Genomic DNA, 21,357 nt, shown 5'->3' on the forward strand with positions numbered 1-21,357 from the left:
TGGCGCTCGAGATGACGCCGATTGCTCCCTGACCATCGGCAAAATGCGGCCGGCAATACACCGGCCACAGCCATTTATATATAACGCCGGCTCTTGAAGCTGACCGTTCGCTTGTAGTCCTCCATCGACCCGACGCGGCGGATATTCGCCCATGTCCCCTTGTAGTACGGGACGATGTTGCGGTCGGTCCACGTGGTCGTCACGTCGTCCTGGATGCCGTTGATGTGGCCGAACACCATGAAAGTCTGGTCGTGCTTTATTTCAGCCGCCGGGTACGCCATCGCGTACGTGGACCCGAAGTCGTTGTAAACCTCGACGATATCGCCCGCACTGATGCCGAGTTCCTGTGCGTCAGCCGGGTTGATTTCGATGTAGGCCATTGGATCCCGGGCGCGGACGAACTCGTTGTACTGGTCGTGATACACCGTTTGCCAGACTTCGTTCGTACGGCCGTTGTTAATCCAGAAACGGTACTTCCCTTTCAGGTCCGCGACCAGCTTCGGCAATCCCGGCCATGGTGACGTCTTGAACTGCGCCTTGCCGTCCGGTGTATCGAACTTGCCGTCCATGTACAGCATTTCCGTGCCAACCAGTTTGCCCCCTTCCCACGCCTTTGTTGGCAACTGCACGCCGTTGTTTGCCATCACCCGCAGGCGTTCGTAGGTAACCAGGTTGCCCGTGCTGCCGCCCTGGCTATCTATCTTTTCTACCCCCGGTTGTCCGGCGCGACGGAACCCATCGTTGAACGCATCCTCTTCGGTCTTCCAATCAAAACCGTCAAACCGCGAGGCCATCTTCTGGTTGCCGTCCTTGCGATACATGTCGCGCAGCGTGTCAGCTACACGTGCGGCGATAAGGCAATCTGGCATCGCCGTGCCCGGCGGATCCATAAACCGCTCGGACAGACGCATGCGGCGCTCGCCATTCATCGAAGTCAGATTCATTTCGCCGGGGTGTGTCGCGGGCAGCATGAGATGCGCGGCCTCCGCCAGTTTCGTCGGATAGATGTTGATGCTCGCTACAAACAGGCCACCCTTCGACGTCGCGCCATAGATGACGTCGACCATCTGCTCGGTGGTCGCACCGCGTGCTCCCTGCATCGCGTCCTTCACGATTTGCGAGCGACGCAACACCACCTCACGCAATCCCTGCGCGTTGTTACTCGTCTGGAAGTTGTTGCACCCCCACCAGGTCATCATCCGCCCCTTGCCGTGAATGAGTTCCTGATCGATGTATATCTTCGTGCTGCCCGGATACGGTGGTCGCGTGTATCCCTCCTGGTGGCCGCCCATGCGCACGCATCCCGTACCTCGCCGGCCAACGTTGTGCGTGGCGAGGACAAGGTCGACGAGCGACGACTGAATCAGATAGTTGTCGTTGCCCCAGATGATGCCCTTTTCATAGGTGTGCATCGTCCGTGGCGACTGACCCGGCGCCTTCGGCTTGTACGACCATTCCGCCGCCGCCCGAATCTTTTCGACGGGCACGCCGGTAATCTTGCTGCATTCATCCAGGGACAGGCTGTTCGCCTTTACGGCGTCGTCGAACCCGTTCGTGTGAGCCGCGATGAAGTCGCGGTCAATCCAGCCCTGCTGGACCACGTAGGTAAAGAGTCCGTTGAAGAGCGCGACATCCGTACCCGGCTGGATATCCAGATGCAGCACGTTGTCCTTTCCGGCGACCTGCTCGGCGACCGCGATGGTCGGGGTTCGTCTCGGGTCGACGAATACGACCTTCGTCTTCGGGAACGTCTCACCCGGGAACCACTTCCTTTTCTTGTCGAGCGTGCCACCCTGCAGGTTGGGCACCCAGTGATTGAGGAAGTAGTTCGTCTGCGTTTCATACGAGTTGGCGCCAATGGACCAGATGACGTCGGCTACTTCCGCGTCCTCGTACGAATTGTTCAGCTCGCCGATGCCCATTTCGCGCGTAGCGTGACACTCCGAGTTATAGGCCGGGCGATTGTGGATGCGCACCATCGGCGTCTGCAGTGCCGTGAACATCAGCTTGCCGGTACCCCATGTGTTCTCGAATCCGCCACCGGCGCCGCCGTGGTCGAAACAAGAGAACACGATGCCGTTCGGCCCGTCCTTGTCGAGCACCTTCTTCATCAGGCCGGCATAGAGCGCCATCGCGTCGTCCCAGTTCGTATCGACCCACTGGTCGCTCATGAACACTCGAGGATTCCTCAGCCGCTCCTGCGTGATGCCGTCCGGCGTATACATGTAGGTAGCCATCTTGCCGCCACGCGTCGAGCTCAGGCCGCTGTTCACGACACAGCTCTTGTCGGGGACGATCATGATGGTATGACGCGAGCCGTCGTGGTCCGTGACCACGTTTTCCATGGCAGGCGTCATGATGAGCGTGAGCGGCGGCAACTGCTTGCGAAAGTCCACGCCAAGCGCATTCTGACTCGGTGCGCGACCACCTTCCTGGTCTTCCGGCCACTTGTACACGTGATACCCGCACCCGACGATGCAGAAGTGGCAGGTCATATTGGTTCGCTGGGCCGTGACCGGCGGTAGCGCAATGCGGTCCTTGTCCTTAGCCATTTTCAGCTCCTCGAACTCAAAGAACATTGGCCTGACGGCCGTATATCAACCCTTCGATGCCCACTGCGGACACGGTGCCCGTCTTTTCGTCGTAGCGAAGTCGCACACGCGGAAGATTTTCCGTAGCCTGCCCGGCGATCATCTGCCCAGCCTTCTCGGCATCGAACATGCTGAAATGGCACGGGCACTTGAATACCTTCGTCGAGGCGTCGTACGTGACAGGACACCCCATGTGCGTGCACATCGCGCTATAAGCGACGATGTCGCCATCGGGACCCACGCCGCCAGGTACTCGGCTACCCACTTTGAGGGCCGTACAGGGTGATGCTGCGTCGGGATAGGTGAAGGAGACCGGCGTGTTAAGCGCCATGCGTCCCACCTGAGCCACGACCTTCGTCGGATACGGAAGATTCGTCTTACTTGTATCCACAGCGGCCGCTGCAGCGACGGCTTTCGGCGCCAGGGCCGTTGCCGCCGTTGCGGCGACCGAGCCAGCACCGATTTTCAGGAATGTCCGGCGCGCGATTTTCAACTCTGCTGGCATGGCCTCCTCCTTTGCTTGAATCTTGCAGGTGTTGTCGTTAGCATCGATTCAACGGCAAGAGGTGTGCCACCTGGCTCGACCTTTGCTGAGAGGCCCGCGCGCGGTAGCGTTGCCGCCGCCAGGCTGCTGGACAGCATTACCGTCCGGTAACGGTTCGTGATGGGGAGTGAGCCGTTATGTCACCAATTCGTAACGTCCAAAGGCGACAGATTCTGCGCCTCGCCCTCAGCCTTCCGCTCCTTTTGCGGCTCAAGTGGGTTGCCTGCAACGAAAATCCGGCAGTCGCGTTCGGCACGACCGCTGTGTTCCTCGACAACGAAATCAGCCTGCTCGACCAGTGGAGCCAGGAACTCGGAGATGTGTGCAGCGCCAATGTGAGGTTTGTGCAGCGCAATAGCTATCGTGAAATCGATGGCCTGCTCGCCGACAGCCGTGTCGACCTCGCCTGGGTCTGTGGGTTTCCGTACGTTACGCATCCGCAGACAATGCGCTTGATGGCGATTCCCGACTATCACGGGCATCCGCTCTATCGTTCTTATTTGATTGTTCCCAGAAGCGATACGCAGACGACCCATATCAAGCAGTTGCGGGACCGGGTGTTCGCGTTTAGCGACCCGGAGTCGAACTCGGGCTTTCTCGTTCCAACTACCGAACTGATACGTACGGGTATCCGGCCCACTCGTTTTTTCAAGAGGTTCTTTTTCACGTATGCACACAGGAAAGTGGTTGATGCAGTGACATCCGGGCTTGCGGATGCAGGTGAGATTGATGGGTACGTGTACGACACCATCGAGAAGCAGTACCCGGAGCGCACTCGCGACGTACGGGTAGCATGGCGCTCGCCTCAGTATGGCTTTCCGCCGATAGTGGCGCGCCGCTCGCTCGATGAAGCAGCTTTTCTTCGCATTCAGCACGCCTTGGTCGGCATGAAAGACCAGCCGGCTGGTCGAGAGGTCCTGCAGCGATTGAATCTCGACGGCTTTGTGCCCGACGACGACAAGGTGTTCGATGGCATCCGCCGTCTGGTTGCCATTTTGCATGCTGGGCCAGTCTAAGGCCGCGCAGATGTTTTCCCGCCTCAGTTACCGCTATAAGATTCCGCTGGCGCTGAGCGCCGTTATTCTGCTTACGGAACTTGTCGTCACCATCGGGCTGATAACGCTCGCCGTTTCGGACGCCAGGAGCGACCTCGAAAGCAGCGCTCAGAATCTTTGCCGCGTTCTCACCCTCTCCGTCCGGGACCCGATGGTCAAAGATGACCTGTGGCGAGCGTTCGAAATTATTCGAACACCGGTGGCTGTCCGCGAGCCCATGAATCCGCTCAAGAAAATCATCCTCTTCGACGGCAACGCACGCGTGTATGCGTCAACCTCTCCCAGGGAGGAACACATCCAAAGCGTGGCGGCACAGCTGCCGGCACTATACGGCGCTGCAATCTCGCATCTCACGGGTTCCGGCAACTCGTTCTATTTCGATTTTCCTGGCCCGCTCTCAACAAACGACATTTCCGCCGGCATGTCGGTCAATTCCGACGACGGGAGTCGGCTTGGATATGTGGTGCTCGTTTACGACTCCAAGGTTGTGTACAGCAGGGTTCAGTCAACGCTTCTCAAACTTGCGCTGGCTACCGTGCCCGCATTGCTCCTGCTCATCCCATTGGGATGGCTGTGGGGTGACCGGATGGCCAAACCGCTCCTGCGCCTCTCGGCGGCCATGGCCCGCATCGGGAAGGAGCCGCCGGAGAAAGTCGGCGCGGGGATAGCGACAGAGAGCAACGACGAGATAGGTCAACTAGGGCAGCAGTTCCAACTCATGCTTTCCGAACTTGAACAAAAGCAGGCGCTCGAACGCGAAGTCGTCGTGTCCGAAAGGCTTGCGGCTGTCGGGCGGGTCGCGGCGGGCATCGCACACGAAATCAACAATCCGTTAGGCGGCATGCTAAACGCCATCGACACGCTTAACACTCATGGGGAGCCGGATGCCCAGACGAGGAAAACCCTGGGACTCCTTGAGCGAGGTTTGGGCCAAATCCGTGCGATCGTCGGTGCGCTGCTGTTTGAGGCGCGACTGGATTCGCCAGCAATGAGCCTGTCAGACTGGCAGGATTTGAAGCTTCTGGTGGCGCCGCAGATACACGCAAAGCAAGCGGCATTTCATTGGGAAGTCGAGCTGGATGAGGCAATTGCACTGCCCGCACACCTGGTGCGTCAGCTCGTCCTCAATCTGCTGCTGAACGCAGTGAAAGCCGTGGAAATCGGTGGACGCGTGAACTGCCTTGCGACGGTCGGTGAAGCCGGTCTTCAAATCACCATTTCCAACACGGGTCAGCACATATCGGGTGTTGCCATGGAGCATCTATTCGAGCCGTTCGGTTCGGTCGCTGCAACGGAGGGCCGGCGGTCGTACAGCCTAGGTCTGTGGGTGAGTTATCAAATTGTTACGCAGCTTGGCGGCACCATTTCAGTGAACAGCGAGCCTGGTCAGACATGCTTTGCTGTACTGTTGCCGATTACGCCTCGTTGAAGCAGGAGCGCATCATGTCGACTACGCTTATCTGTGTCGTCGAAGACGATCCCATCATGGGAGAGTCATTGGCCGACCGCTTCCGCCTGGAAGGTTTCGACGTGGACTGGCATACCGACGGCGCGTCCGCCCTCGAAGCGCTTCAAACTCGTCCGTATCAGGCGGTCATCAGCGATATCCGGTTGCCTGACATATCGGGAGAGGACCTGTTTTCACGTTCCACTTCAGCGCAGACGTCCATCCCGCCATTTGTTTTTATTACGGCTTATGCGTCGGTCGACACGGCGGTTTCGCTCCTGAAGAGCGGTGCTGCGGACTACATCACGAAGCCGTTTGACATCGGGGCGCTGGTCGACAAGATCCGGCTCCTCACAGGCACTGGCATCCCCGACCAGGCCATGCCCGCCCACAGCGAGCTTGGTGTGTCTGAAGCCATGCGGCGCTTGGCTGAACTTGTACCGAGAGTCGCAGGCCGCGCCAAATCGGTTCTGATTACCGGCGAGTCGGGTGTCGGCAAGGAAGTGCTCGCACGGTTCATTCATCGGCATGCGCCCAGCGACGCGTTCCCGTTCGTCGCAGTCAACTGTGGCGCCGTTCCCGAGTCGCTTCTCGAATCCGAATTTTTCGGACACGAAAGAGGCGCGTTCACGGGTGCAGAGCGGCAGAAAAAAGGCTATTTCGAGCAGGCCGAGGGAGGCACTCTCTTTCTCGATGAGATAGGTGATTTGCCGCTGTCGATGCAGGTAAAGCTGCTGCGTGCCTTGCAGGAGCGTCGCATCACGAGAGTTGGAGGGGAGAGAGAATTCGAAACTAACTTCCGGCTGGTCTGTGCGACGAATCGGGACCTTGCGGAACGGGTCCGCATCGGGAAGTTTCGGGAAGACCTGTTCTATCGCATCAACATCCTGCAACTACGTGTGCCGGCGCTTCGCGACCGGCCCGACGATGTCCTGTGGCTTGCTCACCGCTTCGTGCGAGATATCGCCGGCCGGCTCGGAGAATCGACGAAACTGTTTCACCCATCGGCGGAGGCGCGGCTCGCAACGCACGGCTGGCCGGGCAACGTGCGGGAGCTGCAAAACCGCCTTGAGCGGGCATGCATCGTGTGTTCCCGCAACATGCTCTTTTCGACCGATATTTTCGAGGAAGACGGGACTCAGGCTGCTGCAGTATTGGATATGGACACTCCGCTCGAGGGCTACATGGCCGCCTGCGAAAACGCGTTCATTCGCGCCGCGCTGTTGCAGCACCAAGGCCACATTTCCGAGACCGCCCATGCCCTTGGTATTTCCAGGAAGAGTCTGTGGGAGAAGATGCGCAAACATGCGATTGCAGCCGAACCTCTTCATTGAACCACCCTCGCAGGCGCATCAACCTGCAACCGGAGTACGCGCATGGAATCTCACGACAAGGACGAGCCGCTCGAGACCCGACTGGTGCAGGTGCGTGGTCAGGTACAGGGCATCGGCTATCGGGAGGCCTGTGTACGCCGGGCGACAGCGCTAGGCGTCACCGGCTGGGTCCGCAACCGTATGGATGGGTCGGTAGAGGCGATGCTGCAGGGCTCGCCAGAACAGCTGGCAGACATGTGCGCTTGGTTAAGCGAGGGCATGTCCGCAGCGCTCGTCGACGAGCTCGAGGTGACCGAACTGCAGCCGCCGTTTGCCCGCTTCGACAACTTCGAGCGGTTGCCCACCCTGTAAGGGCGGGCGAATCGCCAGGGTGAAAGAAGGTGCGCTTTCACGATCCATAGGCGCTAGCGCCTCTCCACAACCCGGAGTCCGGCGTCGTCAATCTGCTTGGCAGCCTCTTCACGCGGGCGTCCGGCATCATCGCGGGCGCCTTCTTTGTGAACCGCTTCAGGCTCGCTTCGCGATGAATCGTGTGAGCGCTCCATCCAGCGGAACAGGAGGACTGCGAGGGCGCCGCCCACCACTTCGCTGACGATAAAACCAGGCGCGTCGACGGGTCTGATGCCAGCGAAGGTGTCCGTGAGCGAACGTGCGATTGTCACCGTCGGATTGGCGAACGAGGTCGAAGCCGTGAACCAGTAGGCCGCCGTGATATAGCCGCCGACGGCCAGCGGAATAAACTCGATGCGCCGCTTTGCTACGTTCAGAATGACCGTGAGCAAGCCGAACGAGGCAACCACCTCGCTCCACCATTGCGACGGGCCGGTGCGAACGTGCCGCGAGGCTTCTATCAACGGCAGGTCAAACATCCCGTGAGCGGCTATCACACCGGCAATCGCACCGAGGGCTTGTGCCGCTACATAGGCTGCGGCGTGCTTCCATCGCAACTTGCCGAGACAGACCTCCGCGAGCGTCACCAAAGGGTTGAAGTGCGCGCCTGAGACACTGATGAACGTGGCAATCAGTGCGACCAGGCCTGCCCCAGTCGCGATGGTATTGGCCAGCAGCGCGATTGCGACATTGCCGCCAGCAAGGCGCTCTCCCATGATGCCCGAGCCAACGACGGTCGCAAGGAGCATTGCCGAGCCAAGGAATTCGGCGACGACAGCATGACGCAGTCTCATGGTACGGACTTCCCGATATCAGTGACTTCTTTCTTGATTGCGAGACGGTCGAGCGATGCCAGTGGAAGGCTCTTGAAGAGTTCAATGCGCTTGCGCAATGTGGCCGCAGCATCCTTGAAGGCGCGCATTTTCGCGTCGTCGGAGCCTTCCACGGCAGCCGGGTCGGGAACGCCCCAATGTGCGGTAACGGGTTGACCCGGCCAGACCGGACATTGCTCGTCCGCCGCGGCATCGCAAACGGTAAAGACGAAGTCCATCACTGGCGCTTCCTGGGTCGCAAATTCGTCCCACGACTTGCTCCGAAGACCCTCTATGGGAAGTCTCATCTGCTGCAGAAGCTCCAGTGTAAGCGGATTGATTTCTCCCTTCGGATGACTGCCAGCGGAGTATCCGTGGAAGCGCCCGCCTCCCAATGCATTCAACTGAACCTCAGCGAGTACGCTTCGGGCTGAATTGCCTGTGCAGAGAAACAGCACGTTATAGACCTTGTCGTTCATATCACCTCCTCTTTCTGAGACGCGGACGCGTTATTCCCCTTTCTCACGCAAAGACGTGCCAATGTCCTGCATTTCTTGCTGTATGGCGATAGGGTCGAGCTTGTCGAACGGCAAGTTCGTGAAGAGGTCGATGCGCTTACGCAGTTGACCGTATGCCACGCGAAACGCCGCACGTTTCTCATCGTCCCCACCCTCGGCCCTTGACGGGTCGGGCACGCCCCAGTGCGCTTTCGTCGGATGCCCCGGCCAAATCGGGCAAACCTCGCCTGCAGCGTCATCGCATACGGTGATGATGAAGTCGATTTGCGGTGCGCCATCCTTTGCGAACTCGTCCCAGCTTTTGCTGCGCAGGCCTTCCGTCGGGATGTTCCACGAGCGTAGCAACTCCAGGGCAAACGGATTGGGAGCCGCGCCCGGGTGGCTACCGGCGCTGTAGCCGACGAACCGGTTGGCGGCCACCGCATTGAGGGTAGCCTCAGCGAGGATGGAACGCGCAGAGTTATGCGTACACAAGAAGAGGACGTTGTATTTGCGGTGTTCAGCCACGGGGCGCTCCGGCCGAGTTGTGCCTCGGGCAGGTTTTATATATCGATATCTCCAATTTAATGGAACTATCTACCCGTGACAAGCTTGTTTTGGAGGATGGTGCGTTAGTGGGTCGCCAGTCGGTGGCGTCACAGACATTTCATTAACGCATGGGCTGACTCCAGAGAGACGAGTGCTTCGCCTCATTTTCTTTGGACTATCAACCACACCACGCTGTGCTATGCGGCTGTCGCATCACTTGCAACGGTCGTAAGCCATGAGGTGTTTCGCGGCCGGAGTGATTCTGGTCGATAGTGGGCGCCACGGTTATCTCAATCGGTTTAGAATCGTTCGTTCATTCCCACAACGCTCGCATCATGAAGGAAAAAGACGCCATCAAAGCCCTGTCCGCGTTGGCCCAGCCGACGCGCCTCGGAATTTTTCGACTGCTCGTGACAGCCGGCCCGGATGGGTTGAGCGTGGGCGTTATCCAGGAACAATTGGAACTGGCGAGTGCAACGCTGTCTTTCCATCTGAAAGAGCTGACGCACGCCGGCCTGGTGGCGTCGCGCCAGGAAGGCCGGTTCGTTTATTACGCGCCCGAAATCGAGCACATGAACGAGCTAATCGGGTTCCTGACCGAAAACTGCTGCCAGGGAGTGGATTCGGCCGCCTGCGCGCCCAAGAAGAAGGTGAAGTGCAAGCCGAAGGCCGTGCCTGCCTGAGCCTTCGAGCGGCGGGCAGTCGGCCCCGATAACCTGTAACCTGCGCGAGTGGATGAAAAAGCGCAGGGCCGCCGGGAAACCGGTCCCGGCGGAGCGGGTACCGCGTCTGACGGGAAAGAGAATGCGCCTGCAACGGCCGCCTCTCGGGCGGCCGTCGGTTTTCCGGGGTTCAGCAGCAGCTGACCTTCCGGCCAATGGCCGCCGGAATCGAGGTCGTCGGAACACGGCAACCCTCACTCTTCGCCGCTGCGGCCTGGCGGTCATCCGCGCCGAAAAGCGGGATATCGCCGAGCGTGCGATACGTCTCCCACGGCACGCCGGCCGGGTCCTGGCTCCAGTACTTGTTGGACGACGCGTAGCAACACTGCGCATCCGCTTGGTCAACAACGTTCACACTTGCGGCGACGGCCTGTTCACGCAGTGCTGCGAGCTCCTCATCGCTGTCCACCTGGAAACCGAGGTGGTTGACGCCGACTTCGCCGCCACGCGCGGAGATGGCGAAGTTAATGCGTGGGTCCTCGAGCATCCATTTGGCGTAGTCGTCCTTCAGCACAGTAGGCTCTGCACCGAACAGACCACGGTAGAAACGAACGCTGTCGTCGAGTTTTGGGACCACCACGTGCACGTGAAAGCGCTTCATTCAAGCCTCCATCGGGTTGGGCGCGCAGGCGCACTGCTGCGCCGCACAGCAGTTCTCAAGCAGAAAGTCGATAAGCGCCTGCATGTTGCCGTAGTTGGCGCTGTACATGATGTGGCGACCCTGCGACCGGCCTTCGATGAGTCCGGCGTGACTCAACTCTTTCAGATGGAATGAAAGGCTCGGCGAGGGAAGTCCGAGGGCCTCGGCAATCGCGCCCGCGCTCATGCCGGACGGCCCCGCCGTGACGAGCAGCCGGAACGCCGCAAGCCGCGACTCCTGCGCGAGGGCTGCCAACGCCGTCACTGCTGACTTTGAGTCGATGGTCGCCATCTTGGTTACTCGATGTCTTCCTGTTGGGGAACCGCCGATCGAAGCCCCATCGCCAGCGACGCCAGGTCGGTGCTCGGGTCGAGCGGCCGCCCTTCCTCGACCCGCTCGCTGTAGCGGTCCACCAGGTAATCGGCCCGGCCGCGCAGCAACAGCGTGAACTTCACGAGCTCTTCCATCACGTCGACCAGACGGTCGTAGTAGGACGAAGGTTTCATACGCCCGTCATCGTCGAACTCCTCATATGCCTTCGCGACCGACGACTGGTTGGGGATGGTGAACATGCGCATCCAGCGTCCCAACTGCCTCAACTGGTTCACGGTGTTGAACGACTGCGAGCCGCCGCTGACCTGCATGACGGCGAGCGTTCGCCCCTGCGTGGGGCGGACACCGCCCATCGACAGGGGTAACTGGTCAATCTGCGTCTTGAGCACCCCGGAAATCGTCCCGTGACGTTCCGGACTGCACCAGACCTGCCCCTCCGACCACGCCGACAGATCGCGCAGCTCCTTCACTTTCGGATGGTCGTTGCCCTCGACCTCGTCCGGGTACGGCAGTCCACGGGGGTCAAAGATGCGCGTTTCAGCACCCAAGAGCTGAAGGAGGCGCGCCGCTTCCTCGACGAGCAAACGCGAATAAGACCGCTGCCGCAAGGAGCCGTAGAGCAAAAGGATGCGCACGGGCGGTGCATCCGGCATGCCAAGCCGTCCGGCGATGCTGGTGTCCAGAAACTGCGGCTTTGCAGCAGAAAGCGAATGGTTGTCTGGGGCGAGGTGAGAAGTCATCGAAACCGTAAATCGCTGGAATATTTGATATTTCCAATTCTATGGAAATATGGAGAAATTACAAGTAGAATTTCCGGTAGGCGTCCGCTTGTGGGGACGTACTGTGTGACAACATCAACCCCTCCTGAGGCGACCGCGTTGAGTTGTTCGATTGGCCGGCCCCCAATGCCGCCTTGTCGCTCGGGTTGCTGGTGTCAGGGCTTGCTGCGTACCCCCTTGGCACCTGGATTGATCAGTTTACCTATTCACTTGGTGGCTATCGGACGGGGTGAAGACTCCGACACGACTATCAGCGACAGGATGCATTTGAAGGCTGCGAACAAGGCTTCAACACGGCGCGCGCTTCGTACGCCGGCTTTCTGGGCGCCGGCCGTGTGCTTCACCGCCTACTACGCTACCTTCGCTGCGCTGACATTACACCTGGTGCCGCTAATGTTGGAAAGGCAAATCCCCAACGCGGTCATCTTGTTTTCGCTCAGGTACGGCGGCGCAAACGGGATGATGACGATACTGCGCGGCACCATCGTGCAGGACGTTATGTGGACGGAAGGCTATGGGGCAATCAGCGGCCTGCTGTCCATGCCATCGAATATCGCGAAGGGAATCGCACCGATTTCGGCAGCAGCAATCTGGAGCGCTCAGCACAATTACCTATCTGTCGAATGGATGATTCTTTTGGCATCCTTAGCTCTTGCTGACGCTCCTCCCACGCTCTACGTTGCCGATAGCGATGCCCGTCATAGACAGTATCTCTCGGACAACGTTGACACGTGACTTTCGAGCAGCGCACGAAGTTCATCAGAACTAGGAGGTGTTCCCCAGTTTCGAGCGCCGCTTACCGACGCGATAGCAATCCACGAGTTCGGCGGGAACCACTCGTGCAACACAGCGCCATCGCGCAGAAGGCGAACGCGACCCGTCGCCGAACTATACTCGACGCATATTTCAATACCCCTCACTTGCGTGATGACTCGCAGGCAACGTGTTTGTGGCATCAGTCACTCCTATCATGTGCGACGGGATGGACCAGACGGCTGCACAACGACTGACAGCATGGGAAGCGCAGCCTCAGCCTCGTCTCAAGAATCGCCATGGCGACGGAACGATTAGAGTCTACGGACGGAACTCGTGAATAGCTGAAACCAACGTATGCATTAGGTAACAGACCGTTAGCGAAGCGAGGTCGCTCGCGTGCGGAATCCGATGTCGCATGCGAGGCACACACGAAAAGCCCGACGGCCTTCGCCATTGCCGGCACGTTACTGAGGCGGCGATTTGGCCATGAGGCAGTCGAATGCTTCGCGCGCATTGAGCAGTTCCTGCATCGCCGCTGCGAAACGCGCGAGTTCCAGCGTCGATGGCAGCGCGCCCGCGTCGACGGTGATATGCCTTTCTAGTGCAGCCGAGGCTGCCTGCACTTCCCGCGCCGCGACCGCAATGCGCTCGAGCGCAATGGCTTCCGGCGAGAGTGTGTTTCGTGTCGTCATGTCTCTGTCACCAGTGCAGCCGTCGCCGCAACGTCTTGGTCGATTTGGACATCACTGTCGTCACTTCGTTTCCTGCGCGCGCACAGCCCGGCCGAGGCGGCGCGCTACATCCGCACCCCGAAATCAGCCGCGGCCAACACAATCCGTTCGCCGGAGTGCGCAAGTATCTTCCTTTCTGCGACGGCCACGATGCGCTTGCGGCAGCTGACAATTGCTTACAAAGGCCATGTTTCCAACGTGCACGGCAATGACGGCGCGAGCGTTATATGCGTCAGCGTGCACAGGAGAGTTCTCCGATGTGGGCGTTCTTGAATATAGCGTGTGACGAGCGACGCCTGCGTCGCGATTGAAATCTCGATAACAGCCTCAACATCCCCTCAACACAACCAACGAGTATTACAAAATGAAAACGATAAGCAAGTTCGCGCTCACTATTGCCATGTCAGCACTCGCAGGCATCGGAACGGCAAACGCAGCCGGTTGCGTCAAGGGCGCGGTCGTGGGCGGAGTTGCCGGACACTATGCTGGACATCACGCGGTCGCAGGAGCGGTTGGCGGCTGTATCGTCGGACATCACCTGGCGAAAAAGCACGCCGAGGAACAGGCGGCGCAGAAACACGCGGCACACGAAGAGTAATGCTCGGGAACAGCGTTGCTCGCCGCAATGTTTAAGCCTGTCTTAATTATTGCCTCCCATCATCGTCGCACGCACGTCCAAAGTCCCCTGTTTCCCCGCCAACGTATCGGCGGCGTCTTTTACCGGCGGGCGTCGCGTCGGTGGCGGCACTGAGAGTTATTGAACGAGTTTGAAATCAACATGCCTAGTAAATCGCGAACCCGCAAACACGCCCGGCCGGCGATGTCACCATTGCTGCGTGCACTTACTTTCAGTCGGGCTGCCCATGAGCCCATAACCCAAGCCATGCTCCTTCAGTGCTACACGGGCCTGGACGCCTTTCGGCGAGGTCGTGGTTCGCGCGAACTCTTCACGACTTTGGAGCGACAGCTTTTGATTGCCGAGGAGCTGTGTCGGCTCGGATACCATCCAGACGAAATTGCGGACATACAAGAAGCCCACGCAGCGATGATGCATATCGATGCTGCCGAGAAGGAAGACGGCGTCTGGGTGATGGGTGATGCCGATTACGCATGGGTATGCGTGGCGTTCGAACTCTTCGGTCGCCAGCTGTATGTGGCGCCCCTTGATAGCATTGCCAAGGCTGAAGCGCGGATGGTGGGAGGCTTGCTCAATGGCAAGCAAAGACTCGCTACTGCAGAGGTCTCGACGTAACTGCCGTTCGTCTGAGATGTGTGATTCGCGGACATCGTTTCAACTAATATGGGACGATGGAGCGCGAAATCGCGATGCGATTACGTTGGGTGCGCATGTATCAAGAGACCGGCAACGCCGGTCTCGTATGCACGCGTTGTGGAATCTCCAGGCCAGCGTCGCCAGCAGCTTGATGAAGTTGCGCTTGGCGCGATACGTCTGGCGAACGGTCTCGAGTTCTTCCACGAACTGCGCGTGCTCCATCAACTCTGCCCGCAACTTTCCGATTGTGCGCACGGTGACGGGCAGGACCTGGCGCACATCGGCTCATTTCTCCATGTGAGTCAACGGGCAATTCTAGCCCGCCTGCCGCGCAGCGCCGTGTGAGGTGCGGTGTTCGCGTTGCCGCGAGCAGTAGTACGATATTCGCTTGTCCTTTCTCCTCACAGCATGCGTGAGCGTCACGCCGCGCAGGTGTGACCTCTACAGACACAGGAGGACCTATGCGCGTACTGATAGTCGGCGCAACCGGACTGCTCGGCAAGGAGGTTGTTCGCCTGCTCTCGCCCGAACACCAGGTCATTGGCGCCAGCCGGAAAGGCTCGGACCTGTCCGTAGACCTCACAAACAAAGCGTCCATCGTGTCCATGTACCGGCAACTCGGAACCGTGGATGCCGTGATTTGCGCCGCAGGTGCGGCGAAATTCGCACCATTTGAATCGCTGACGGATGAAGATTTTGCGTTCAGTCTGGCCAACAAGCTGATGGGTCAGGTCAATCTCGTCCGATGCGCCGTCGGCCATGTTACGCAAGGTGGGTCCCTGACGCTAACCAGCGGCATCCTTGCCCTACATCCGATGAAAGGAAGCGCCGCCGTGAGCATCGTGAATGCGGGGGTCGAAGCGTTCGGCAGGTCGGCGGCACTCGAGCTGCAAGGCAAGGCGCGGGTCAATGTCGTCAGTCCGGGCTGGGTGTCCGAAACACTCGCCGCGATGGGCCAAGCCCGCTCTGCGGGCGTTCCCGCCGAGGCCGTGGCCCAGGCATACAAACGAAGCCTGGTCGAGGACATCACGGGGCAGGTCATTCAAGTCGTGAAATGGTAAGCGCAACGCTGCCCACAAAGTAAGCAAAGCGCAAGTTTCACGGCTGGCTGGGCGAGGTCGCGCTCCCCGATTAGGCGCGGGCGCTCCTGCCGCAATAACACGCTCAACTCAAGAAATGGCGCCCAGGGAAATTGCCCAACCTTAACTCGAATACGGGTCAATTCCGAGGCCGTAACGAGCCAGCAATCGTAGATGCACGCCTAAGCGGTAAATAAACGCGTGGGCCACTGGGCGCATGCGCCTCACGTCATACGGCCGAGCCCCCGGAAATCTCACGATGCAAAATGGAGGCTCGTGTCTCAAAACGGTTGAATGCACGACGCCGTGCCGGCGCTGCGCATCGGGAAATGGTTTTTTATTTCGTGAAATTTCTTAGGCAAACCGTTGATTCTTCGCCATTTTTGTTTTGAATCTTGGTCGGCATTCTGACGGTGCGGACATCGCTTTCTTCGGTACCCTCTTATACAAGAGGTGGATGTTCGATGACGTGCCAACCGACCGATGGCAAGTTGATGCGAACCGCCCAGTGCTTTTTATAATGCTGGAGATATCACATGCAGCACGTCTATGTGGAACCTGTACCGAAGGGCCGATGGGGTCCCGTCGAGGGTTATACCGTCGAATTTCAAGACGGGACCAGAGTTAGCCAAGAGGTTTACCGCTCAGAGATTCTCGCGGTCAGCGAGAGCAAACTGCGCGGCTATGTGCCACTGCTTGCAACAGTACGCGTAACAGACAAAGCCGTCGCTGGGCACTGGCAAGCGGCCGAGGACTTGCTTGAACAAAACTGAAGCTGACCGGCAGGGCGTGAAATTGCACAAGAAATGGATTGCCTCCCGGCAATGAATACGGTACCCCTGCTGCTGTATCGGCATGATGGCCATCACCCCAGGTTAGCTGCGGCGAGGGCGGGACTAGTCGCTCTCGTCGTCTATCTACGTCTACTCGTACTTCGAAAACTTATAACTCGTGCATACCGGCACCTACCGTCTGTTCATCGACGACATTCGCGACCCGGCGAGCGAAGGATGGGTAATTGCTCGCACCTCTGCGAAAGCAATCGCTTTGCTGGAGACAATGGGCTGTCCCCTTGAGATTTCTTTCGACCACGACTTAGGTGGCGACGATACGGGAATGGTCGTCGTGAAGCGGATGATAGAGATGGACCTCGATGCTGCGGGGCGATTCATTCCGCCGGAATTTTTCTTCTCAGTGCACAGCGCCAATCCCGTCGGAAGAGAGAACATCAGCGGATTATTGAATTCATACCTCGGACATCGCACCGCGGAAGACTGAGCCGCACCATCGGCCATAAATCGTTGAAGTCATTTTCTTCCATTTTGGTTTTCTGGCGCCCGTATACACAGGCGGTCACTTCAATGTCATATGGCGACGCTACAGTCCCGCGTTCCCCGTATTGCGCTTATCCTCTGCCGTCGCTCGCCATCTTGCGAGCGCGATAGGCTGCGTGCGCAGCTATCAAGGAGACGCCTGATGAAGAAAGCCGCTCAGTCACCACGAGATTGCAATGCTGCTGGTGTTGTTCAGTGCGCCGGCGCAGGTGGCGCTCGCTGACCCCGACGCGGTCACGCTTCGGCAGGAACGCTTGGTGGAAGTCGTGCGAACGACTTCCACGAATGCCGAATTACGATTGACCTCCGAGGGCGAGGCGCTGCTTCAACGTCTCGGGTTGACCGTAACGTAAGAACCTGTTCACAGAGACATCGCCTCTCGGCGTCCAGCGCTACAGCGCTCCGAAGCGGCTTCGGCAGCTTGGCACCTGCATTTATTGCCGCGTCGCACAAGCCCGAGAAAAAAGTTCGCCCTCAGCTTCCGTCCACAGGCTGACGGGTAGCAGGGTTTCCCCCGAAATATGGCTGAGTCTCAACGCCAACGGGCTTCTCACGGTTCCTCTCACACGCCGTTTAGCGCCTGTACGCAACGAGCGATTGACATTCGCAGTCCCGGCTCTAGAATGGGATTTCGCTGCATCGCACCAATTATTCCTGCCCTAACTCGCCGTTCGTCATTCCGTTCAGCGGTCTTTCGGACATTCGCCACCCACCCCCATGGAGTTAGTGATGAGCAGTCTCGACCTCGAACAAACCCTAGCCACGCAGAAAGCGAGTTTCGAATCGACGTTTGGTCTCCTGAACAAAACTTTCGCAGGCTTTGAAAAGTTCGTCAGTCTGAACCTACAGGCATTTAAATCAACCCTTGCTGCAAATCAGGAATTCGCAGCCAAGGCGTTATCGGTGAAAGACCTGCAGGAACTGTTTGCGCCGCAGGCAAGTCAGGTGCAACCGGCAGTAGAAAAAACGCAGTCGTACTGGCAACACGTTTATGAAATCACGGCCAGCGTCCAGGCTGAATTCACTGAGACAGTTGAAGCCCAGTTCAACCGGTACCAGCGCGATGTGCAAGCGTTCATCGACAACCTCGCGAAGAACGCGCCCGCTGGGAGCGACGCCGACCTGTCCGCGTCGAGGTCTGTTATCGAGTCCGCCAGTTCAGCGTTAGAACCTGTCCGGAAGGCCGCGACGCTGGCGGTGGAGACTGCTGAAAACAACGTCAGCACCGCGCTTGACGCTCCGACTAGGTCCGCCAGGCAGGTCGTTGAACACACCGAAACGGATGAGAAGAAGTAGCGTTACTGACGTCAGCCATCGCCTTCCGATGTTTAAAGCGAGCCCTGCTCGCTTTTTCGAGTGCTTTTTTTACGATAACCAACGCGTGGCAGACATCGTCGCGAAGGTATCGACCTCGGCATGACACGTTCTTGAGTTCGCTCTTGCCGAAATATCCGGTTTCAGAACTCACACGCCAAAGGCCATCTTTGTAGTTGTGGTCGATTCGGTCGCGGCCTGCACCAGGTCTAACGGGTGCCGCCCCCGACTTGCTGGAGCGGAACATGAGGCATACGGATAACAGGTCGCTTCGCTATGAGGTCGAAAAATGGCTTGCGCCGGCTCCCACGTCGGCAGTTCACGTGACCGCATTTGGCCGGACACGCTGGGGCCGGACGCGTTATGTCTGTGTCGAGACGTCCTCACCGACCGGGTTGCGCGTGCTTTTCTTCTTTCGGCACGACGACGGCACCTGGCACGTGTTTCCACCCGCGGCTGACATGCAGAAATCGACCACAGGACGCATTGGCGTGTGATCGCTCTCACAGCCAGCGACGCACACGCGCACAATACTTGGCATAACGTTGCGCATGCAACCTCACCATGTGCCATGGTGCTGCCCGAAGGCCCTCGCTTCGCCGTGTTCAACAGGAGTGCCAGTATTGTGCACACCGTGAATTATTGTGTTGCAACAGTTTCCCTTCTATAGGTCGCGAGCTTGTGGCATCGTCACACTACGCGGTAACGCATCCGACATTTTCGAACCATCGCCAATACGTGAGCGCCCAAGGGCGGCGCTGTTATCGCACTGTTCTTCCTGCCCGCCGGACGGATTGCGTACGACGTTACGCCGCCGCAGCATTGAGAGCATAGAATGCCACGACCGTGAAGATGCCCGGCAGGCTGACCTGTTGCCTGGAGAGCTCAGCGACGAGAAACGAACCGGCAATGCCGCCAAAGCGGCCTACGCCTAGCATCCATTGCCGAAGCGGTCCTGTAGCAGCAGTCAGCGCCGGGCAAGAAAGGCCTCCAGCCAGTCGTGCGCGTCGGCGTTCGATGGCGAGGGCAACTCGGCCAACGTAACGCGGATGAAGTGGAGATAGCCCGACATGCGCTGGAACCGGGCGCGCGCATCCGGCGACGCGCGCTTGGTTTGCGACGCTTCACGAACGGCGCTCACAGCCGCGTCGACCGCTTCGCGTGCGGCCGTCAGATTGGCGGCCGTCGGCGCATCAAACAAGAGCGCAAGACTGTCGAGCACGCACCGGCACGCACCTTCGGTGCCCTGCCATGCCTCAGGATGTATCGCCAGTTCGGAGCGCAGTTCAATAACGGCGTGCCCCACATCCAGCACGGTGAACATCCAGCTCGCCGCGGCCGCCTGAAACGCCGGTTCCTCCGTGGACAACCCATTGAGCTGATGGACGAGGTCGCGGGTTCGGCTCTCCAGATGAAGTCGCGCGCGCGGCAGCCCACCGGTGCACGCGGCCACCACCTGGTCCAGCAAATCGCGCAGCAGCCGCTTGCGTAACCACGGTCGTGCGGGCGGGAAAATGACCGCACTCGCCACCGTCACAATCATCATCGACGCCACAAGCGCGAGGCCGTCGTTGATGACGCCCTCGATGTTGTAATTCATCGCATTGTCGGGCCCCGCCAGCACACACAACGAAATGCAGTATCCGAGCCCAAAGCCCATGCCGCCGGGACGCGTAGTGATATACACGCCGAACATCAGCACCGGCGCGAGGACCACGCACAGCAGCACGTAGCCATCGATATTCGGGTAGACGCCAAAGAGCACCGTCACCGCGACAATGGCCGCCACGAGCGTGCCCCACGCCATCTGCGAAGCCGCGGCCGCCGGTTGCGGCATCGTGCCGACGAGCGCACTGTTGACCGCCGTATTGAGCACAGCACCCGCCCCGCTTGTCCAGGCCGTTTCATACCAGAGCCCCGCACTTGAGAGGAGCGCCACAGCCGCGCGCAAGCCGGCGACACCGCCCGCCACGAGGTTGGTCTTCGAGACAAAACGCTTGGTCGACAGTTCGCGCTTGTGAGAATCGACCGCGAGTGACGCGTAAGTTTCCGTGTAGGAATGCATCTCGTCGACAAAACGTTCGAGCAGTTCAGCCGCGGTGTCGAATTCAAGCGGTGTCGCGTCAGGCAGATGTTCAAGGCGCGCGCGTGAGAGACTCAGGCGCTTAGGCAGTGAGCCCCGGAAAGCCTGCAATTGCGACACGGCGTGGGCCGCGTCGGCCGCGCTGCCTATCGGTTCATTGTCTGGTTTGGCGAGCAGCGGCGGAACGTCCCGCAGGCAAGCATCAATCGCGTCGACAACGGCGGCGCCTCCTTGCGCCTGTATGCGGCCAAGCCACTGCTGCAATGCACGAAAGCGCGTCGATACATTCATGAACTCCGTGTTCAGACGCGCCATCCGGCCGGCTCGCATGCGGGTGCCCCAGTCTTCGAATACGGCTACGCTGGTCAACGCTTCGAGACTCACCACATCCGCGGCAAAACGTGTGTGGACCTCCCTCGCATTCTCGTGATGACGGCCACGTGAAAGCGTATCCGTCACGAACTGGGCGAAGCGCGTGTAGCGGGCGCGTACGGTGTCGCGCACTGTGTCAGCGACGCGCTGCGGAAACACCAGGGCGCTGATCGTCGCCGCACAGAGGATGCCCATCGACACTTCACTCAGTCGCGTCATGGCCGAGAGAAATACGCCATCCGGATGGGCAAGGGCGGGGATGCCGATGAGCGCGGTCGTGTAGCCGGCAAGCACAAATCCGTACGAGCGGAAATTGCGGTTCAGGGCAGCGCCGAATGTGCAGACCCCGATCCAGAGCGCAATCGAAAGCAGGAAGAGCTCGGGCACCTGGCCAAAGACGGCCGTCAGCGCGACGGTGACGACCGCGCCGACCACGGTGCCCGCGAAGCGATAGAAACTCTTGGCGAGCACCATGCCGGTTTGCGGCTGCATCACGATAAAGACTGTCACCATTGCCGTGCGGGGCGCCGGGAGCTCGAGGCGCATGGCAAGGCCCATGGCGAGCAACGCAGCCGCGACGGTTTTGAGAACGTGAAGCCAGCTCATGCCGCCGCTGCGAACCCAGTCCGCCAGCGCGGTGCGCACCTCGGACGCGAGGCCCGCTCCGGAAGAAAAGAGACGGCGCGCGTTCATTGGATAGCCTCCACGGCCGGCGGCGCACG

General features: G+C 59.4%; 25 protein-coding genes and 2 pseudogenes. 16 read left to right on the plus strand and 11 right to left on the minus strand.

Annotated features, from left to right (window positions below; genetic code table 11):
- Positions 1 to 74 precede the first annotated feature (74 nt).
- Positions 75 to 2,552: an arsenate reductase (azurin) large subunit gene (locus tag J3489_RS10600; protein WP_206997677.1), complete on the minus strand. Its 2,478-nt coding sequence runs from the start codon at positions 2,550 to 2,552 to the stop codon at positions 75 to 77.
- Between the two features lie 16 nt (positions 2,553 to 2,568).
- The gene (locus J3489_RS10605) at positions 2,569 to 3,096 is read right to left on the minus strand and encodes an arsenate reductase (azurin) small subunit (protein ID WP_206997678.1); all 528 of its coding nucleotides are present in this window, start codon (positions 3,094 to 3,096) and stop codon (positions 2,569 to 2,571) included.
- 176 nt (positions 3,097 to 3,272) lie between these two features.
- Between J3489_RS10605 and J3489_RS10610 the strand changes: the two genes are divergently transcribed.
- The 4 genes from J3489_RS10610 to J3489_RS10625 are packed head-to-tail and all read left to right on the plus strand — an operon-like array spanning position 3,273 to position 7,322.
- Positions 3,273 to 4,151 carry a PhnD/SsuA/transferrin family substrate-binding protein gene (locus J3489_RS10610; protein WP_206997679.1) on the plus strand — a complete coding sequence of 293 codons (879 nt, stop codon included), beginning with the start codon at positions 3,273 to 3,275 and terminating at the stop codon, positions 4,149 to 4,151.
- Positions 4,105 to 5,619, plus strand: a complete 1,515-nt coding sequence (locus tag J3489_RS10615; RefSeq protein ID WP_206997680.1) for a sensor histidine kinase — start codon at positions 4,105 to 4,107, stop codon at positions 5,617 to 5,619. Before J3489_RS10610 ends, J3489_RS10615 begins: the two co-directional genes overlap by 47 nt.
- Before the next feature lie 14 nt (positions 5,620 to 5,633).
- Positions 5,634 to 6,971 (plus strand): sigma-54-dependent transcriptional regulator, encoded by a 1,338-nt coding sequence (locus tag J3489_RS10620; protein ID WP_206997681.1) that lies wholly within the window; start codon positions 5,634 to 5,636, stop codon positions 6,969 to 6,971.
- A 42-nt stretch (positions 6,972 to 7,013) separates the two neighbouring features.
- Positions 7,014 to 7,322 carry an acylphosphatase gene (locus J3489_RS10625; protein ID WP_206997682.1) on the plus strand — a complete coding sequence of 103 codons (309 nt, stop codon included), beginning with the start codon at positions 7,014 to 7,016 and terminating at the stop codon, positions 7,320 to 7,322.
- A gap of 53 nt (positions 7,323 to 7,375) precedes the next feature.
- On the opposite strand, the gene J3489_RS10630 is transcribed toward J3489_RS10625, so the two are convergent.
- Genes J3489_RS10630 through J3489_RS10640 form a run of 3 tightly spaced genes read right to left on the minus strand, consistent with a single transcriptional unit; the run spans position 7,376 to position 9,198 of the window.
- On the minus strand, positions 7,376 to 8,155 hold the full coding sequence (locus J3489_RS10630; protein WP_206997683.1) for an aquaporin: 780 nt from the start codon (positions 8,153 to 8,155) through the stop codon (positions 7,376 to 7,378).
- Complete coding sequence (locus J3489_RS10635) at positions 8,152 to 8,652, minus strand: arsenate reductase ArsC (protein ID WP_206997685.1); 501 nt, start codon at positions 8,650 to 8,652, stop codon at positions 8,152 to 8,154. The genes J3489_RS10630 and J3489_RS10635 overlap by 4 nt, the downstream gene beginning before the upstream one ends.
- 30 nt (positions 8,653 to 8,682) lie before the next feature.
- Positions 8,683 to 9,198, minus strand: a complete 516-nt coding sequence (locus J3489_RS10640) for an arsenate reductase ArsC (RefSeq protein WP_206997687.1) — start codon at positions 9,196 to 9,198, stop codon at positions 8,683 to 8,685.
- Between the two features lie 356 nt (positions 9,199 to 9,554).
- On the opposite strand from J3489_RS10640, the gene J3489_RS10645 reads away from it, so the two are divergent.
- A complete protein-coding gene (locus tag J3489_RS10645) occupies positions 9,555 to 9,902 on the plus strand; it encodes an ArsR/SmtB family transcription factor (RefSeq protein WP_206997688.1) in 348 nt (115 codons plus the stop codon).
- A 169-nt stretch (positions 9,903 to 10,071) separates the two neighbouring features.
- Here the strand turns inward: J3489_RS10645 and J3489_RS10650 are convergent, their stop codons facing one another.
- The 3 genes from J3489_RS10650 to arsH are packed head-to-tail and all read right to left on the minus strand — an operon-like array spanning position 10,072 to position 11,567.
- A complete protein-coding gene (locus tag J3489_RS10650) occupies positions 10,072 to 10,542 on the minus strand; it encodes an ArsI/CadI family heavy metal resistance metalloenzyme (protein ID WP_206997691.1) in 471 nt (156 codons plus the stop codon).
- Positions 10,543 to 10,863 (minus strand): ArsR/SmtB family transcription factor, encoded by a 321-nt coding sequence (locus J3489_RS10655; protein ID WP_206998041.1) that lies wholly within the window; start codon positions 10,861 to 10,863, stop codon positions 10,543 to 10,545.
- Positions 10,864 to 10,877: 14 nt separating this feature from the next.
- Entirely contained in the window at positions 10,878 to 11,567 is a 690-nt protein-coding gene (gene arsH / locus J3489_RS10660; protein ID WP_242539952.1) for an arsenical resistance protein ArsH, read from the minus strand.
- Positions 11,568 to 11,855: 288 nt separating this feature from the next.
- On the opposite strand from arsH, the gene J3489_RS10665 reads away from it, so the two are divergent.
- Positions 11,856 to 12,428, plus strand: a complete 573-nt coding sequence (locus tag J3489_RS10665; protein ID WP_374193444.1) for an MFS transporter — start codon at positions 11,856 to 11,858, stop codon at positions 12,426 to 12,428.
- Positions 12,429 to 12,913: 485 nt separating this feature from the next.
- Here J3489_RS10665 and J3489_RS10670 read toward each other — a convergent pair whose 3' ends face one another.
- Positions 12,914 to 13,141: a hypothetical protein gene (locus tag J3489_RS10670; RefSeq protein WP_206997695.1), complete on the minus strand. Its 228-nt coding sequence runs from the start codon at positions 13,139 to 13,141 to the stop codon at positions 12,914 to 12,916.
- 403 nt (positions 13,142 to 13,544) lie between these two features.
- On the opposite strand from J3489_RS10670, the gene J3489_RS10675 reads away from it, so the two are divergent.
- From J3489_RS10675 to J3489_RS38555, 10 genes and pseudogenes are all read left to right on the plus strand, one after another.
- Entirely contained in the window at positions 13,545 to 13,778 is a 234-nt protein-coding gene (locus J3489_RS10675) for a hypothetical protein (RefSeq protein ID WP_206997697.1), read from the plus strand.
- 180 nt (positions 13,779 to 13,958) lie between these two features.
- Complete coding sequence (locus J3489_RS10680) at positions 13,959 to 14,432, plus strand: hypothetical protein (RefSeq protein ID WP_206998043.1); 474 nt, start codon at positions 13,959 to 13,961, stop codon at positions 14,430 to 14,432.
- 138 nt (positions 14,433 to 14,570) lie between these two features.
- Positions 14,571 to 14,798 carry a hypothetical protein gene (locus J3489_RS10685; protein WP_206998084.1) on the plus strand — a complete coding sequence of 76 codons (228 nt, stop codon included), beginning with the start codon at positions 14,571 to 14,573 and terminating at the stop codon, positions 14,796 to 14,798.
- Positions 14,799 to 14,914: 116 nt separating this feature from the next.
- Positions 14,915 to 15,514 (plus strand): short chain dehydrogenase, encoded by a 600-nt coding sequence (locus J3489_RS10690; RefSeq protein ID WP_206997699.1) that lies wholly within the window; start codon positions 14,915 to 14,917, stop codon positions 15,512 to 15,514.
- A gap of 554 nt (positions 15,515 to 16,068) precedes the next feature.
- Entirely contained in the window at positions 16,069 to 16,305 is a 237-nt protein-coding gene (locus tag J3489_RS10695) for a hypothetical protein (protein ID WP_206997702.1), read from the plus strand.
- 178 nt (positions 16,306 to 16,483) lie between these two features.
- Positions 16,484 to 16,810, plus strand: coding sequence for a cyclic-phosphate processing receiver domain-containing protein (locus tag J3489_RS10700; protein WP_206997703.1), 327 nt, complete (start codon positions 16,484 to 16,486; stop codon positions 16,808 to 16,810).
- A gap of 232 nt (positions 16,811 to 17,042) precedes the next feature.
- Positions 17,043 to 17,219 (plus strand): hypothetical protein, encoded by a 177-nt coding sequence (locus J3489_RS10705; RefSeq protein ID WP_206997705.1) that lies wholly within the window; start codon positions 17,043 to 17,045, stop codon positions 17,217 to 17,219.
- A gap of 376 nt (positions 17,220 to 17,595) precedes the next feature.
- Positions 17,596 to 18,162, plus strand: coding sequence for a phasin family protein (locus J3489_RS10710; protein WP_206997707.1), 567 nt, complete (start codon positions 17,596 to 17,598; stop codon positions 18,160 to 18,162).
- 263 nt (positions 18,163 to 18,425) lie between these two features.
- The gene (locus J3489_RS37545; protein ID WP_242539932.1) at positions 18,426 to 18,677 is read left to right on the plus strand and encodes a hypothetical protein; all 252 of its coding nucleotides are present in this window, start codon (positions 18,426 to 18,428) and stop codon (positions 18,675 to 18,677) included.
- A gap of 251 nt (positions 18,678 to 18,928) precedes the next feature.
- A pseudogene (locus J3489_RS38555) lies at positions 18,929 to 19,006 on the plus strand (DUF4863 family protein); the annotation flags it as partial.
- On the opposite strand, the pseudogene J3489_RS37550 reads toward J3489_RS38555, so the two are convergent.
- Positions 18,987 to 19,163 (minus strand): annotated as a pseudogene (locus J3489_RS37550) (aromatic acid/H+ symport family MFS transporter); the annotation flags it as partial. The pseudogenes J3489_RS38555 and J3489_RS37550 sit on opposite strands and share 20 nt — an antisense overlap.
- The gene (locus tag J3489_RS10715) at positions 19,148 to 21,328 is read right to left on the minus strand and encodes an FUSC family protein (RefSeq protein WP_206997709.1); all 2,181 of its coding nucleotides are present in this window, start codon (positions 21,326 to 21,328) and stop codon (positions 19,148 to 19,150) included. The pseudogene J3489_RS37550 and the gene J3489_RS10715, both read right to left, overlap by 16 nt.
- Between the last annotated feature and the right edge of the window lie 29 nt (positions 21,329 to 21,357).

Origin of the sequence: Trinickia mobilis, from assembly GCF_017315705.1 — a bacterium.
GTDB classification, from domain to species: Bacteria; Pseudomonadota; Gammaproteobacteria; order Burkholderiales; family Burkholderiaceae; genus Trinickia_A; species Trinickia_A mobilis.

Coding starts and splice junctions, on each gene's coding strand:
- J3489_RS10600 (WP_206997677.1), bottom strand. CDS start 2,552: ATGGCTAAGGACAAGGACCGCATTGCGCTACCGCCGGTCACGGCCCAG.
- J3489_RS10605 (WP_206997678.1), bottom strand. CDS start 3,096: ATGCCAGCAGAGTTGAAAATCGCGCGCCGGACATTCCTGAAAATCGGT.
- J3489_RS10610 (WP_206997679.1), top strand. CDS start 3,273: ATGTCACCAATTCGTAACGTCCAAAGGCGACAGATTCTGCGCCTCGCC.
- J3489_RS10615 (WP_206997680.1), top strand. CDS start 4,105: ATGGCATCCGCCGTCTGGTTGCCATTTTGCATGCTGGGCCAGTCTAAG.
- J3489_RS10620 (WP_206997681.1), top strand. CDS start 5,634: ATGTCGACTACGCTTATCTGTGTCGTCGAAGACGATCCCATCATGGGA.
- J3489_RS10625 (WP_206997682.1), top strand. CDS start 7,014: ATGGAATCTCACGACAAGGACGAGCCGCTCGAGACCCGACTGGTGCAG.
- J3489_RS10630 (WP_206997683.1), bottom strand. CDS start 8,155: ATGAGACTGCGTCATGCTGTCGTCGCCGAATTCCTTGGCTCGGCAATG.
- J3489_RS10635 (WP_206997685.1), bottom strand. CDS start 8,652: ATGAACGACAAGGTCTATAACGTGCTGTTTCTCTGCACAGGCAATTCA.
- J3489_RS10645 (WP_206997688.1), top strand. CDS start 9,555: ATGAAGGAAAAAGACGCCATCAAAGCCCTGTCCGCGTTGGCCCAGCCG.
- J3489_RS10650 (WP_206997691.1), bottom strand. CDS start 10,542: ATGAAGCGCTTTCACGTGCACGTGGTGGTCCCAAAACTCGACGACAGC.
- arsH (WP_242539952.1), bottom strand. CDS start 11,567: ATGCCGGATGCACCGCCCGTGCGCATCCTTTTGCTCTACGGCTCCTTG.
- J3489_RS10670 (WP_206997695.1), bottom strand. CDS start 13,141: ATGACGACACGAAACACACTCTCGCCGGAAGCCATTGCGCTCGAGCGC.
- J3489_RS10675 (WP_206997697.1), top strand. CDS start 13,545: ATGAAAACGATAAGCAAGTTCGCGCTCACTATTGCCATGTCAGCACTC.
- J3489_RS10680 (WP_206998043.1), top strand. CDS start 13,959: ATGCCTAGTAAATCGCGAACCCGCAAACACGCCCGGCCGGCGATGTCA.
- J3489_RS10690 (WP_206997699.1), top strand. CDS start 14,915: ATGCGCGTACTGATAGTCGGCGCAACCGGACTGCTCGGCAAGGAGGTT.
- J3489_RS10695 (WP_206997702.1), top strand. CDS start 16,069: ATGCAGCACGTCTATGTGGAACCTGTACCGAAGGGCCGATGGGGTCCC.
- J3489_RS10705 (WP_206997705.1), top strand. CDS start 17,043: ATGCTGCTGGTGTTGTTCAGTGCGCCGGCGCAGGTGGCGCTCGCTGAC.
- J3489_RS10710 (WP_206997707.1), top strand. CDS start 17,596: ATGAGCAGTCTCGACCTCGAACAAACCCTAGCCACGCAGAAAGCGAGT.
- J3489_RS37545 (WP_242539932.1), top strand. CDS start 18,426: ATGAGGCATACGGATAACAGGTCGCTTCGCTATGAGGTCGAAAAATGG.
- J3489_RS10715 (WP_206997709.1), bottom strand. CDS start 21,328: ATGAACGCGCGCCGTCTCTTTTCTTCCGGAGCGGGCCTCGCGTCCGAG.